The sequence below is a fragment of the Roseibium sp. genome (genome assembly GCF_965276855.1).
In the GTDB taxonomy this organism is placed as follows: domain Bacteria; phylum Pseudomonadota; class Alphaproteobacteria; order Rhizobiales; family Stappiaceae; genus Roseibium.
The window spans coordinates 2,894,041-2,908,188 of the sequence record NZ_OZ255700.1 but is presented as its reverse complement, the minus strand read 5'-3'; the positions used below and the strand labels follow the sequence as shown (position 1 = coordinate 2,908,188).

Below are 14,148 nucleotides of genomic sequence, written 5' to 3'. Positions count from 1 at the left end.
CGCTTACCAAGCCTGCTGCCCATTGGAACAGAAGCTGGTATATCAGCCAAGTTTTCAGTCCCGGTTTTGGCCGTCACGACCTGCCCTTTTTTGCTCGACAACAATCAGCTGCTCTGGATGATCCCACGCCATGAGCGGCCCATCTTTCACATCCAAAACACCGCGAATTTCGACAGCCTTCTGAGCAAGGTCCTCAAATGACAATCCGATCTCAGACAGATGCGTGGCAATCGCGTCCTCTTCGCTGCGCGCGATCGTCACGGTGAAATCCGTTTTCCAGTACCTTCCAAAATTCAGATAGCGGGTGCGCCGGGTTTTTCCAAGGGAAACAATACGGCCTTGGACAATCACATAGTCTCCGGCTGCTTCCAGCAGCAGATCCGGATTGCCCGTCCAGTATACCGGCGCAGCACGGTTCTGCCCCCACAGACCATGCCCGGCACGGCGCGCAGCTTGTTCACTCTCGCGAAGAAGTTTTGCACACGCACCACCGGAGGCTTGCGGCATGAAAATCGCCTCGCCCGCGGCCAGAAGTTCTTTTTGAAACAACGTCGGAGCTGAGTTCGCATTCCTCACGATCATCGCAGGTGTCATTTGCCAGCGGTTTTTAGGACCAATCGGCAATGCCTGAAAGTTGGCCTCATTGGCGGTCGGTCCGACACTTTGATGCCCGCCCGCCAAAACAAGCAAGACTTCACTGGCGTAGTAGTGCTGCCCGGCAGCATCTGAAAATACACCAGTTTCTACGGTCTCAACGACCGGGACAGGCACGACGTTTTCTGAGACACAGGAGCCAAGCTCGGCATGAGCGCTGGTGGCAAGGAAGACAGAGAACGCGGCAACCACGGCACCCGTCCACAATTGTCGTTGCCAGCAAGCCACGACGGTACGCCCTCCCTTGTTCCCTTAAGTTCCGCGCTCGTGTTTTCTGACCTGGAAAATAGGCAGAAAACTCTGATAGCGCTCCTTACCGATGAGCCCTTCCTTCGGGCTAAGCGGGAAATACGGCGCACCTAAGACAGACACGGATTTCCTGTAGAAATATCTGCCGATCCGAACCCACCTGCCATAACACTCGCCATCCCGGACAATTCATGATACTCGAGCAAGCGATAGGCCCCGTAGCTCAGCAGGATAGAGCATCAGATTCCTAATCTGAGGGTCACAGGTTCGAATCCTGTCGGGGTCACCAATTATTTCAATGACTTATAGCATGCATCAGTGAATTTTTCACTCCAAAACCGCGCTCTGGTAAGCACAGGGTAAGCAGACCGCAGCCGTTCAGAACACGCATCCGATGCCGCTACTCGGTCTTCCTTCCCTAGTTTTCAGAAAATGAAAAAGCCCGTCAGAGCCGTCAAAAGCTGTCTTTGCTTCGAAATTCCAACTACATCCGAATAGCTCTGACACCGTCAACGCTTGTCATCAGCCGTCATCCGCGCGCCCATCCTACGGCGAAACATAATGATGAACATGAAGATGACACGTTTTCAAAAACACCGCGTGCCTTTGAGTCCCACGGTCGCGAATAACCCCGTAGGACGTCAAATGCTCTGAAAGGACCCGCGCTAGAAGTAGATCACCTTCGTTAGATGGATGGTTTAACTAGCCGACACTAAAAACGTCATCAGATGCCGCCCGACTGGTCACTTTAAACCACGCCTATGATCATCAAACGTATCAACCGCCAACAAAAGCTACACTGGCATTTTAAGCGACATTGCCCCCACCATCTTTTCTTTTTTACCAACTTAAGGAATGCTCCTGCCAGATTTTCTTTGCTAACAGGAGCCCAAAATGGCTGAAGAAACAGCCGCACCATCTGCGGAGACCGATCCGCAACGGCGTGTCCGCAGGCTCACGTTGATCCTCTTAGCCCTCATGGCGCTTCTATTTGCTTGGTATCTGGTGGCGGACCGGCTAACGCCTTACACGGCAGCCGGGCGTGTTCAGGCGTTTGTCGTTGCCCTGTCGCCCGACGTGTCCGGCTATGTCAGTCGTGTCAACGTGGATCAGAATCAATTGGTCGAAGCCGGGCAACCGCTGTTCCAGTTGGACCCGAAACGGTTTGAGGTCGCCGTACGTGCGGCAGAAGCCGCGTTGGAGGAAGCGGGGCAATCGGTGGGCGCAAATACGGCCTCGGTCGCAGGAGCGACCGCGTCTCTCGTCAAGGCGCAAGCCGAACTCGATGAGGCACGTGTTCAGGCCGAGCGCGTCTTTGCGCTGGAAAAAAAGGGGATCTACGCAAAGGCAAAAGGCGACGAAGCACGCTCAAGGGTCGCAACGTCAGAGGCTTTGGTGGCCCAGGCCGCAGCGGACCTTGAACGCAGCAAAGAGCAACTTGGCGCACTTGGAGAAGACAACCCGAAAGTCCGAGCGGCGCTCGCCAGTCTGGAAACAGCACAGCTCGATCTGGCCAGAACAGTCTTGTCCGCCCCAAGCCGTGGACATGTCGCCAACATCGACATTGATGTCGGCACATATGCGACCGCCGGACAGCCACTTCTGACATTTATCAGCGCAGAAGAAGGATGGGTCGAAGCCTATTTCACTGAGAACAATCTCGGAAACATGAAAGTGGGCGACAAGGTGGATCTTGCTTTTGACGCCTACCCGGGCCGGATATTCAAGGGCGAGGTGACGTCTCTTCCTGTGGGCGTGGCCACGGGCACGGAAGACGCGCCTGGAACGCTCACAACGGCGCAACAAAGCACGGCGTGGCTACGGGATCCGCAAAGGTTTCCGGTGCTGATCGGCCCAAGCGATGTCACCTACTCTCTGGAAGACAAAAACGGGGTGCGCTTCAATTCCCAGGTCGATGTGATTGTTTACACGGGATCCAATTCGCTTTGGAACACGCTTGGCGGAATCTGGATACGTCTCGTGTCGTTTTTCTCTTACCTTTACTAAGGCATGATTCACACATCAGGGCAGCATGGCCGGGACATCGGGGATACAGGATATTGATCTGAAACGGGTGCTGCGGTTTGCCTGCGGCGTCTCCTGCGCGTTCCTCATCGCACAGCTTTTGGCCTGGCCATTGGCCTATGTGACCCCGGTCCTCACGGCCCTCTTGCTGCTCGACCCGGCCCCCTTGGCGTTGCGCACCGCCGGTAAGGTGCTTGTGACGGCCGTCATGAGCATCCTTGCCGGATACCTGATTGCAACAGGTCTGACACCCTACCCCATTATATTCATTCTTGCATTCGGCCTGTTGCTGTTCCGGCTGTATCTCTATCTGCTGATGTCAGGTGCGCATTTTATCGGCATCACCGGCGCACTGCTCGGGTGTCTCCTCATGCCCGTTCTTGTGCGAGTCCATCCAGATGTTGCCGCTGGTGTCGCGCTCGGGATCGTCGTGGATTTGGGTGTGGCGATGATGATAAGCTGGGTCAGCTTTGCGCTATTTCCCGTTCGCAGCGTCCCAACGGCACCATCTGCAAAAACAATCCCACTCGCGATCGCGCTCGGATTGTCCGCGCGGCTGACATGGGTGGCCATGCCTTTGTTCGTGGCCTTTTTGGTATTTGAATGGACCAATGCGCTGACACTCATTTTCGCAGTCTTGTTCGCAACGGGCATGAACAGCCAAGGTGGCGCAGCCCAGGGGATCACGTCCTTGATCGGCAACGTCCTTCTGGGAGGTGCGACGATGCTGCTGTGCTACGAGCTGCTGGTAGCCGCGCCGTTTCTGCCGTTTCTTGGCCTCATGATCATGACCCTCTGTGTCATCTTCGGCGCGCAAATATTGAAGGGTGGAAGACACCGGCAGATCTGGTGGTCCGGCCTGAGCGCGCTTTTGCTGCTGCTCGGATCGGCGCTGGCAAGTGAAGATGTAACGACGACCGGAAAGCTGATCGACCGCGGCGGGATGATCCTGTTGGCCACGCTTTATGTCGTCTTTGCCTACAATTTCCTCGACCTTGTTGAGCACGCTCTGACGAAGCTGAGGACCAAAGACCCTTTCATGAAGGTGGCGGGACAGTGAATGCGTAATTTTGTGTGGATCGGCGTTCTGCTGGCGGGTGTGTTTTGTCTCCTGCCCATCCTGACGGAACCCTCTTTTGCTGCGGCACCGGCCGGAGATCTGGATTTTCCGCCCAGCTTTGAAAGTTATGGAGATGCCGAGCTTGAAAGCATTGGTGCCATCCTTGCGAACCGGATCGCAATGGCCCCGTTTAATCTCATTGCAACACTGATCTTCTTTGCCGCAATCATTCACACATTTCTTGCCGGCAAGTTTCTCGATCTGGCGCATGCCCGCGCCCATGCTCACCAGGAAAGAATCAAACGCGGAGAGGCCAGGGAGACGTCTTCCGACATTCTGGCTGGCGTGTTTCATTTCCTGGGAGAGATAGAGGTTGTCTTCGGCCTTTGGACGGTCCCTCTCTTGATCGCCATTGTCTCCTTCTATGATTGGTCGACTGCGGTTTCTTATATTGATCAGGGTGTCAATCTGACCGAAGCCGCATTCGTCATCGTTATCATGGTGCTTGCGTCAACACGTCCAATTCTGAAACTTGCAGAAAGCCTGATGTTGGCGGTCTCCAGGTTCTTGGGCGGCACTCTTGGGGCATTCTGGGTGACCGCGATGACCATTGGACCGCTTCTCGGCTCCGTCATCACCGAGCCTGCCGCAATGACCATCACCGCGGTGCTGCTGGCACAAAAGTTCTACGATCTGGAGCCTTCAGCCGCATTCAAATACGCAACGCTCGGGTTGTTGTTTGTCAATGTCTCGATTGGCGGCACGCTCACGCATTTTGCAGCCCCGCCCATCTTGATGGTGGCCGGGCCGTGGGGTTGGGATTTCAACTTCATGATCACGACGTTCGGCTGGAAGGCGATCATTGGCATCGTTCTCAGCAACGCGGCTTACTTTCTCTTGTTCCGGCAAGAACTCACTGCCCTTCAGGATAAGTTCGCCCTTCAGGCCCTGAAAGACGATATCAGTCGCCGATTTGTGCCACGCGACCTCATGGAGCAGGAGTACAGGACGGCCGCAGACGAGGTGGATGCTGTCCAAAACACCGGTGCGGCTCTGGAGGCCAAGATCCGGGCGTTTTTCGCGGGCGTCAAGGACCGGATTGAGGCACAGGTGTTGCCGTCCTTGAGATCCGAGGGGGTCGATCAGGAGCTGATCAGGGAAGCACTCGACAAGCGGTTTGATGAAGTCGTTCTCCACCGGGTCCGCAAGTCGATACCCGGAGCCTTACCGGAGGACCAGCGTGCCCCGTTTGAAGATCCGGACTGGGACAAGCGGGAAGACGCAGTGCCACTGTGGGTGACACTCGTTCATGTCGTGTTCATGGCCTGGACCATTTTTAACGCCCACCATGCCTCCTTGTTTGTTTTGGGGCTGTTGTTCTTTCTCGGCTTTGCCCAGGTCACGGCTCAATATCAGAACCGCATCCAGCTTCAGGCCCCGCTCCTGGTCGGCTTTTTTCTGGCTGGACTGGTGATCCATGGCGGGGTGCAGGGATGGTGGATCGCCCCCGTACTCGGAAGTTTGAGCGAGGTGCCGCTCATGGTTGGCGCGACGGTCTTGACGGCATTTAACGACAACGCCGCCATCACGTATCTGAGCACGCTTGTGCCCGGTTTCACCGACGATCTCAAATACGCTGTCGTTGCGGGCGCGGTCGCAGGAGGCGGGCTGACGGTGATTGCCAACGCCCCCAATCCGGCTGGCCAGTCCCTGCTCAAAGGTTATTTTGGAGGCGCCGTTTCCCCGCTTGGGCTGCTCAAGGCAGCAATCGGACCAACCCTGATTTGTTGGCTTTGCCTTGCTCTGCTCTAGATCCATGAGAACATAAAGTTGGTCCGTAGCGCAATGAACGTCGTGTTGTTCGAAACGACACCGACTGGGTTGATTGGGAGCTGAAATGCCGAACAGGAATGCAATCTACAAGGTTTGGGACGTTGACATCCTGAATGAATTTGCGGTCCGGTCAGGATACCAGGCGCAGTACACCCAATTGACCCGGGGCGATCTCCAGGTCGCGGTCTGCCAGCACAATCGTGACGACTGGGGGTATAACCGGAAAGCGGTGTTCGGATCGGTGGAGTGCATTGGAGTCCCCGGGGCCGGATTGTGCAGTTTCATCCTGATCAAGGATCCGTCCAAAACCCGGTTGCACCGGCATGATGCATCCTCTGCCTCGCTCTACTTCGTCCCGCAGAACCAGGAAGTTGAAATTGTTACCCAACCGGGCGCATTCATGCTCACCGCGTCTGTCGCCCAAACGAAAATAAGTGACATCCTTCGGGCACATCGACTGGGGGATACCGTGCCGATCCCAAGACATGCCGGCCCCTTGGATGTGTCGGATCGGCACATTGAACGTGCAAACCAGTTGTTCGACAAGTTTGGTTCGGACGACGAGGCTGTCTTAACCCACAGGCTGGACGATTTTTTCATCGAAGCCCTTGTCGCACATTCCCAACGATCCCTTGATTTTAATGCCTCCTTGCTGAACCGTCGCCAGCAATTCGGCCGGTTGCGGAATTACATTCTTCAGAACCTGTCGCATCAGATCAAAAGCAATGCGATGTGTGATGTCCTTGACCTGAGCGAAAGGTCGCTCCAGCGCCTCGTTTATGCGGAAACCGGCTTATCCCCGAGCGACTATGTGAAGGCCTTGAGACTGGAACACGTGCGCCAGGCACTGGTGCAGTCGGAGGGGCCAAACCGGCGCATAACGGATTTGGCCCTTGAAAGCGGTTTCTCACACCTCGGCCGGTTCCCGTCGATCTTCCGGGAGCATTTCGGGATCCTGCCAAGCCAGGTTTTGCCCTACCGCTGAAGAGAGGCCACGTTGGCGGGCATTGGCTCTTGACGGTCAACGAGCTGCTGCATTCGGGCACCTCCCGGAAAAGATGTATATTGTTTTTCTACGACCATCCTGTCGGAATATGGATATCGCTCTTTAATTCAAAATCTTACCGTCCGCGTCGTTACTGAAAGCACGTGGCGTATCGATGGACAAACCATCTTCAAGCGGCTGTCTCCCTTCTCTGAAATGTTGGGGTGGATCGCATTATAAGTTCATCGCTGATCGACCTGAGTCCAGCGGTCCATCTGACCGCTGCGGCTGGCTCTTTCGAACACAAGCCGTTGCCATTCTTGCGATTTTTGCGGTCGGTTTGGGTGGCGCGAACGCAATGGCCGAGGACACACCGGTTTCTGCTACCACCCTTCCGGCGTTTGGCGGCCCCAATGTACCGGAGGTGTTTCTGGGAGATATCGACCGGCGGGAAAAGGATACTAAGCCAAACTATGTCCTGAAGAGCCTGGACCGGATCATGCAGCCTTGGTTCGCTTTCAAGGGACGCCTTGAAACGACGGCCAACGTCAAATTCGGTGGGCACTATCACTACGTTTATCAGCATGCCAATCCGGTGCTCCAGGATCCGGATTACTCCTCGGCCGGTCTCCTGCGCGTAACCGGAAACTGGACCCCGTTCGGCCGGGACAACCCGGATTCTGGACGGCTGGCGGTCACCGTCGATCATCGTCACAAAATCGGCAATGGTGTCACGCCGACCCAGTTGAGCCAGCAAATCGGATTTGTCGGTCAGACGTCAGTCATTTTGTCGGACAGCAAGTGGGACCTGGTCCACCTTTACTGGGCTCAACCGTTTCGGGATGGCAAAACCGGATTTGTAGTCGGGCGCATTGATCCCAATGATTATTTCTACACGCACGGCTTCGCCAATCCCTGGACAGGCTTCCAAAACAACGAGCTTCAACAAAACACGTCCATCGCACTGCCCGCCTCCAGCTGGGGGGGCTTGGTCGGGCACTATTTTACCGACAACATCTATGGTGTCGCCGGAGCCTTTGATGCCAACGGCAACGCCTCGGATGATGTCACACCTTTCGTGGATGGACCGGAGTTCTGGAAGGCGGCTGAGATTGGCTGGGTGCCGTCACAGGCCGAGCGCTTTGAGAAAAAGATCAGCCTGACGGTCTGGCATGTTGACGCCCGGGATGAGGCGAACATCGATGATGGTGCCGGGGTCGTCTTGTCTGCAAGCTGGACCTTTGGTGATTACAATCCGTTCGTGCGTCTCGGATGGTCGGACGGCGACGCCCCGCGCTACAACGCTGCGATCATGGGCGGCTTCACCAAGAAGATGCGAAACGGCGCTGACCTCTTCGGGATCGGGGTCAACCTCGGCCAGTCCTCGATCGGCCTCGGCAGCCAGCTCACTGTCGAGAGCTTTTACAACTATTACCTTTCCAAGAACCTGATGATCACGCCGAACGCGCAGTACATCCACAATCCACTGCTCAATCCGAAAGACAACGACATCGCCATTTTCGGCGTCCGGTCGCGGTTCACCTTTTGAGCAAAGTTCCACCAGCAATCAACGACACTCGATAAAGATCCAACCAAGGGAGATCCAAAATGGGCCGCATGGACAACAAAGTCGCAATCATCACTGGTGCCGCGTCAGGCATGGGCAAGGAAATGGCGTTGCTGTTTCTCGATGAAGGGGCAAAGGTCGTCGCCGCAGACATCAACCAGGACCGCCTGGATGAACTTGAAGGCGAAGTGAAGGCAAAGGGCCAGGAGGTGACCACGACCATTGCCAACATCGCAGACAAGGCACAGGTGGAAACAATGGTTCAAAAAGCCGTCGACACCTACGGACGGCTCGACGTTCTGGTGAACAACGCCGGGATCATGGACCAGTTCCAGCCCATTGGCGATGTCGAGGACAAGGGTTGGAACCTGATCATGGATGTTGACCTCAACGGGAACTTCTATGGCATGCGGTCTGCCGTTCAGCAGTTCCTCAAACAGGGCGGCGGAGTGATCGTCAACAACGGCTCGATTGCCGGGATCCGGGGCGGCCGGGCGGGTGCATCCTACACAGCGGCAAAACATGCCATGGTCGGCATGACGCTCAATACGGCTCACATGTATGCCAAGGACAACATTCGCTGCAACATGATCGCACCGGGCTCCACCGCCACCAATATCAGCGAGACCTATGGTGATCTGTCGGCCGTTTCTGACCGCATCAAGGACCGGGTCTTTACCGGGATGGCGATCAATCCGCGGCAAGCTCAAGCCATCGAGATCGCGCAGGTTGCTTTGTTCCTGGCAAGCGATGAATCGAGCGTAGTCAACGGATCGATCATCACCGCCGACAGCGGCTTCTCCGCCTACTGATTGAAATAACGACACCGGCCCGGCACCCACGCGGGTTCAACACTCACCTGAAAAGATCAAGCCGGAAATGTCCGGCAGGAGAAAACAATGAGCAGACTGGACGGAAAGGTCGCCATCATTACAGGCGGCGCAAGCGGGATCGGCAAGGCCGCCGCAGAACTCTTCGCCAAGGAAGGCGCGAAGGTATTGATCGCAGATCTCAGCGAAGATGCCTGCAAGGCTGCGGTCGAAGATATCGGCTCCGAAAACGTCAGTTACGTGACCGGCAATGTCACAAAAGCGGAAGACAACATTGCCATGGCAAAGGCGGCTGAAGAGCGCTATGGCGGGATCGATATTTTTGTCGCCAATGCCGGTGTTGAAGGTGATCACGCCAACATCCTGGACATTGACGACGGTGCGTTTGATTTTCCCTGGGAGGTCAATGTCAAAGGTCCGTTCCACGGCATCCGGGCGGTCGCCCCGTCCATGCAGAGCCGCGGCGGCGGCAGTGTCGTGATCACATCTTCCATTGCCGCGACAAGAGGGGGGTTGATTGCCTACACGACCTCAAAACATGCGGCGACTGGTCTGATGCGCTCGGCAGCCAAACAGTTGGCGCCGATGAACATCCGCGTCAACACGGTCAATCCGGGACCGGTCGCCACACCGATGATGGACCGGGTGGAAGCCTCGCCCGGCGGCAAGGAAATCGTCGACGCCATGAAAGCCAAAATCCCGCTTCACCGGTTCGCCAAGCCGGAGGAAGTCGCCGAGGTCATGCTGTTTTTGAGCAGCGATGCCAGTTCCTGGATTACCGGGGCCGTCTACATGGCCGACGGCGGCGAATCCTGCTGATCATGGCAAGACCCTTGACCATGTCTGACGCTTGGGCTAGGGTCGGCTGCGGACTTTGTGAAACGTGAAGGGAGATCAGATATGGCCACAATGAAAGCGGCAGTGGTCCGTGAGTTCGGTGCACCGCTGGACATCAGCGAGGTCGAAAAGCCGGAGGTCAAAGACGGAAAAATTATCGTCAAGGTGATGGCCTCTGGTGTGTGCCATACGGATCTCCACGCAGCGAATGGAGATTGGCCGGTCAAACCCCAGCCTCCCTTCATTCCCGGTCACGAAGGCGTTGGTGTGGTGGCGGAAGTCGGCAAGGGCGTCACCTCTGTCAAGGAAGGAGATCGCGTCGGGATCCCCTGGCTGCATTCGGCCTGTGGCCACTGCAGGCATTGCATGGGCGGTTGGGAGACGCTTTGCAATGATCAGCAGAACACCGGTTACAGCGTCAATGGCGGTTTTGCAGACTATGTACTCGCTGATCCGGATTATGTGGGACATCTGCCCAATGGTCTTGGATATGCCCCCGCGGCGCCGGTGCTATGTGCCGGGGTCACCGTCTACAAGGGTCTGAAGGAAACCGACACCCGCCCGGGCCAGACGGTGGTCATTTCCGGGATCGGCGGTCTGGGGCACATGGCGGTGCAGTATGCCAAGGCCATGGGGCTTCATGTCATCGCCGTCGATATCGCCGACGAAAAACTGGATCTGGCCACCAAGCTGGGGGCAGACCAGGTCATCAATGCGTTCAAATGTGATCCCGTCGCAGAAGTGCAGGCAGGCGGTGGCGCTGAAGGCGTTCTTGTCACGGCCGTGGCTGGCAAGTCCTTTGAGCAGGGTGTGGGCATGCTTGCACGCGGCGGCACCATGAGCCTTGTCGGTTTGCCGCCGGAAGACTTTCCTTTGTCGATCTTCGATACCGTCCTCAACCGCAAAACAATCCGGGGCTCCATCGTTGGGACGCGGCTGGATTTGGCGGAGTCCCTCGCATTTGCAGCGGAAGGCAAGGTTGCGGCGCATTTCACGGAAGAAACCCTTGATGATGTGAACAGCATCTTCGACCGAATGAAGGCTGGAACGATCGATGGCCGGATTGTGATGTCGATTTAGATCCATCCAAACAAACAAGCTTGAGGCAGTTCTCGACCGTAGGACACAACACCCAAGCGAAATGGCTCAACAGGAACAGTAGATATGATCAAGTCTAAACCCCTTTCCGGCATGCTTGCTATCTCTGCCACGTTGTTGTTGTGCACGGTGTCCCTTGCTCAAGAACGCACCGTGGAAGAGAGAACTGCGATCTTCGGTTTGTACGATACCAACAATGATCAAAAGCTCTCCCGCGATGAATTCGCAACCGAGTTGATCAATCTGTTCATATCCGCAGATGTCGATCAAAGTGATTTCATCGAGCGAGACGAGATGACAAATCCGGATCCCGAGGAAATCACCGACAATGACCGCAATAGGGATGGCAAGCTGAGCTTCGATGAGGTGATGCAGGAAAAACTTGCGGACTTCAATGCGGCAGACCGCGACAAGGATGGACATTTGACCTTAAAGGAAGCACTGGAGTTCAAACAATGAGCGCTCCGAAGAAGGCTGGATTGCGCATTGCTTCTGTGGGAGTGGCAGCCCTCATTTTGACAGGGTGCCAAGGCGGTGCTCCGGCAGGTGTTGGAACGGTCGGTGGGGCAGTTCTTGGCGGTGTCGTTGGCAGTGCATTCGGATCTGGAACCGGCAAGACAGCCGCGATAATCGGTGGGTCACTGTTGGGTGGTTTCATTGGAAATCGCACCATCGATAAGCGAAGAGCAGACAACTATCAGCGCCGGTACAAGCAGAATTACTAATGCTTGAGGATTCCATAGTTGCGACTGATGGCTCTTAGGAGCCAAACGAACGCCATTGCAGGATTTTCGCGCGTAGTCATTAGGCCGAACCAATCGTATGCTCATCACAACAGGTGCCCGCTCTGCTCATCAAAAAGCTCAAACTGAGCTAATAGCCTCAATACCAAATGGTAAGAGTCTCCTTTTCACTCATGTCCAAGGCAGAGGATGATCAATCGTCTCGCTCCCGTTGACCTTTTCGTCATCTGAATGCCGCGATGTCTTAAGAGCGGGGCGGCCCGATCGACGGCATTCCCAAGTGCATTCGGCTTTGCAGGCCAAAAACGGGAGCGGCGAAGGTCTTCGGAAACGATCCGATTGAGATGGCCGAGCAACTCCGTGGCGGTCCCCTCCCAGCCATTGGTGGGATGTTCTTCCTGAATGAATTTCAGAATGGCGACCGCGACCGGATCGGACTCAAACACCGCCTCTGTTGTGGCCTGCCTGTTGGCCGTATAGGCTTCCATGAAATCGCCCGCCTCCCAACCAAGCCCCGGTTCAGCCGCGGCCATCATGTGCGCAAAGTCCGCCATGCGCGGTTTCTGTTTAAGATCGGTGGTGTCCCAATTCCGAAGTGCGGCAGAGACTGCGTCGAGCAACGCGCCCAGAACGCCGGGCCGGATGGTCTCCCATGCCGTCCAGAACGCGTCTTCCGATTGGCGGGACGTTTCATCAATCCGCTGAAGCCGCACGGTCAAGGACCGTTCGGCAAGATCGGCCCGCTCCGTTAGGCTTGGAATGCCGTTTAAGAGGACCGGCTTTGACCCTTGAAACCAGAACGGATCGCCATCGGAATGAAGCTTGCGGGTGATAAACCCGGCCCCGGTGGCGAGACGGCAAATCGCGTCGGAAAACCAGGGCTCGACCTTCGAAACATTGTCGAAGGAGAGAACATGGGCGTTCAGCGCCATCACGACCAGGTCCCGTTCATCCTTTGGTGTTGAAAGAGCCGACACATGGCTTGGATCGGTCAGGCTGCGAAGCAATCTGGCCATGGTGGACTTGCCGCTGCCTTGCTCTCCCCCGAGCGCCAGAACCGGATAGGTTCTTGCTTTTCCGAAGAGGCTTGCGACCAACCAGGCAACGATCAGCTTGTAATCGTCATCACTGGCATTCACGAAGGGCCGCAGCTCTTCGATCATCACAGCCTTCTCCGGCTCTGGAAGCTTTTCCATGGTTTCAGTGCGCAGGAATTTCACCGGTGGTTGGTCAATCACCTCCCATCCATGCCGGGTAATGCGCACAGCGCGCCAGCCATCGTCCGCGAGATCCAGCCAACAAGCCTCGCCATCAAATCCGGTTCTGACGTAGGGCTGAAAACAGGGGCCGTCTTCCAGCGCCTTGACTTCCAGAATGCGCAGGGCGTCCGAGATGGACTGGCCGGAGGGAATATGAACAAAGTACTCGTGGATCCGCGCCGAAAACCAGCGTTTGAAGCTCCTGCTGTCCAAAGGCCAGTGCTCGGCGTGCCCGTTGACCGGCACGGTGGCGTAGGCTTGTTTCTGCGGGGAATGCCAGAGCTCCGCGTCTTTGGCCGCATCCAGGATCGACCCCCGTTTCTTTTTCTTGTGTGCAGACCGTGATTTTCGCGCGGTTGTTTTGCTGGGTATTTCAGGCTCTGAAGTCTCTGTTTCTTCTGCTTGGCGGACAAAATCGGCCGTTTGCTTGGATGTCCAACCCGCTTTCGAGGCGTCGGCGGCGTCCCACCCCTGTGAGACGTCTTTCGGCGGTGAAAGGACAACTGCAGAAGCAGCACCCGCACTCATCGCTTGAGCGCAGACCGCCTTGGCATATTTCTGGCCCGGTTCATCGGCATCCGGCCAGATGATGACGGTGCGGCCCTTCAAGGGTGAGTAGTCCACCTTCGCAACGCCGTTTGACCCGCCCGGGGCGGTCATCGTGACAAACTCCGGCAAAAGCTTCTGAGCGGCATCTGCGGCTTTTTCACCTTCGGCCACTAGAACCGTTGCCGCCGGTTTGGCTGCCAGCTTGTCCAATCCATAGAGAGGCCGATCGTCGGGCCAGGCTTGCCAGCGCCATCGAAGCGCCCCCGGTTCTTCATAGAGCGTGAGCGGCCGGAAACTCTTCGCCCCGTTTTCTTCTTCAAAGCGGCAGACAAAGCCGAGAAGGTCTCCTCGCAGGTCTTTGTAGCGCCAAACCTTCGAGGGGTGACCTAGCTTCGGATGCGTGGACGGGACTTCCGGTGCAGTCTCCGGAACGGGCACAATGCAGCGTCGGTTCCTTGT

12 protein-coding genes and 1 tRNA gene are annotated in these 14,148 nt (G+C 56.4%); 11 read left to right on the top strand and 2 right to left on the bottom strand.

What is annotated here, in order from left to right; all coding sequences use genetic code 11:
- Positions 1–54: 54 nt before the first annotated feature.
- Positions 55–846, bottom strand: coding sequence for a hypothetical protein (locus tag ACQY4Z_RS13400; protein ID WP_428522019.1), 792 nt, complete (start codon positions 844–846; stop codon positions 55–57).
- 269 nt (positions 847–1,115) lie between these two features.
- Here ACQY4Z_RS13400 and ACQY4Z_RS13395 point away from each other — a divergent pair.
- The 11 genes from ACQY4Z_RS13395 (at position 1,116) to ACQY4Z_RS13345 (ending at position 11,863) form a co-directional block, all read left to right on the top strand.
- Positions 1,116–1,192: transfer RNA gene (locus ACQY4Z_RS13395), tRNA-Arg, on the top strand.
- A gap of 605 nt (positions 1,193–1,797) precedes the next feature.
- Positions 1,798–2,910 (top strand): HlyD family secretion protein, encoded by a 1,113-nt coding sequence (locus tag ACQY4Z_RS13390; protein WP_428522017.1) that lies wholly within the window; start codon positions 1,798–1,800, stop codon positions 2,908–2,910.
- Positions 2,911–2,935: 25 nt separating this feature from the next.
- Positions 2,936–3,988: a DUF2955 domain-containing protein gene (locus tag ACQY4Z_RS13385; RefSeq protein ID WP_428522015.1), complete on the top strand. Its 1,053-nt coding sequence runs from the start codon at positions 2,936–2,938 to the stop codon at positions 3,986–3,988.
- The gene (locus tag ACQY4Z_RS13380; RefSeq protein WP_428522013.1) at positions 3,989–5,800 is read left to right on the top strand and encodes a putative Na+/H+ antiporter; all 1,812 of its coding nucleotides are present in this window, start codon (positions 3,989–3,991) and stop codon (positions 5,798–5,800) included.
- Between the two features lie 85 nt (positions 5,801–5,885).
- A complete protein-coding gene (locus ACQY4Z_RS13375; RefSeq protein WP_428522011.1) occupies positions 5,886–6,806 on the top strand; it encodes a helix-turn-helix domain-containing protein in 921 nt (306 codons plus the stop codon).
- Positions 6,807–7,164: 358 nt separating this feature from the next.
- Positions 7,165–8,355 (top strand): carbohydrate porin, encoded by a 1,191-nt coding sequence (locus ACQY4Z_RS13370; protein ID WP_428522009.1) that lies wholly within the window; start codon positions 7,165–7,167, stop codon positions 8,353–8,355.
- A 59-nt stretch (positions 8,356–8,414) separates the two neighbouring features.
- Positions 8,415–9,185, top strand: a complete 771-nt coding sequence (locus tag ACQY4Z_RS13365; protein ID WP_428522007.1) for an SDR family NAD(P)-dependent oxidoreductase — start codon at positions 8,415–8,417, stop codon at positions 9,183–9,185.
- Positions 9,186–9,272: 87 nt separating this feature from the next.
- A complete protein-coding gene (locus ACQY4Z_RS13360) occupies positions 9,273–10,022 on the top strand; it encodes an SDR family NAD(P)-dependent oxidoreductase (protein WP_428522005.1) in 750 nt (249 codons plus the stop codon).
- An 81-nt stretch (positions 10,023–10,103) separates the two neighbouring features.
- Positions 10,104–11,120, top strand: a complete 1,017-nt coding sequence (gene adhP, locus ACQY4Z_RS13355) for an alcohol dehydrogenase AdhP (protein ID WP_428522003.1) — start codon at positions 10,104–10,106, stop codon at positions 11,118–11,120.
- A gap of 84 nt (positions 11,121–11,204) precedes the next feature.
- Positions 11,205–11,597, top strand: coding sequence for a hypothetical protein (locus tag ACQY4Z_RS13350; protein WP_428522001.1), 393 nt, complete (start codon positions 11,205–11,207; stop codon positions 11,595–11,597).
- Positions 11,594–11,863 (top strand): glycine zipper 2TM domain-containing protein, encoded by a 270-nt coding sequence (locus tag ACQY4Z_RS13345; RefSeq protein WP_428521999.1) that lies wholly within the window; start codon positions 11,594–11,596, stop codon positions 11,861–11,863. Before ACQY4Z_RS13350 ends, ACQY4Z_RS13345 begins: the two co-directional genes overlap by 4 nt.
- Positions 11,864–12,048: 185 nt before the next feature.
- Here ACQY4Z_RS13345 and ACQY4Z_RS13340 read toward each other — a convergent pair whose 3' ends face one another.
- A complete protein-coding gene (locus ACQY4Z_RS13340) occupies positions 12,049–14,127 on the bottom strand; it encodes a DUF6371 domain-containing protein (RefSeq protein WP_428521997.1) in 2,079 nt (692 codons plus the stop codon).
- Positions 14,128–14,148 lie beyond the last annotated feature (21 nt).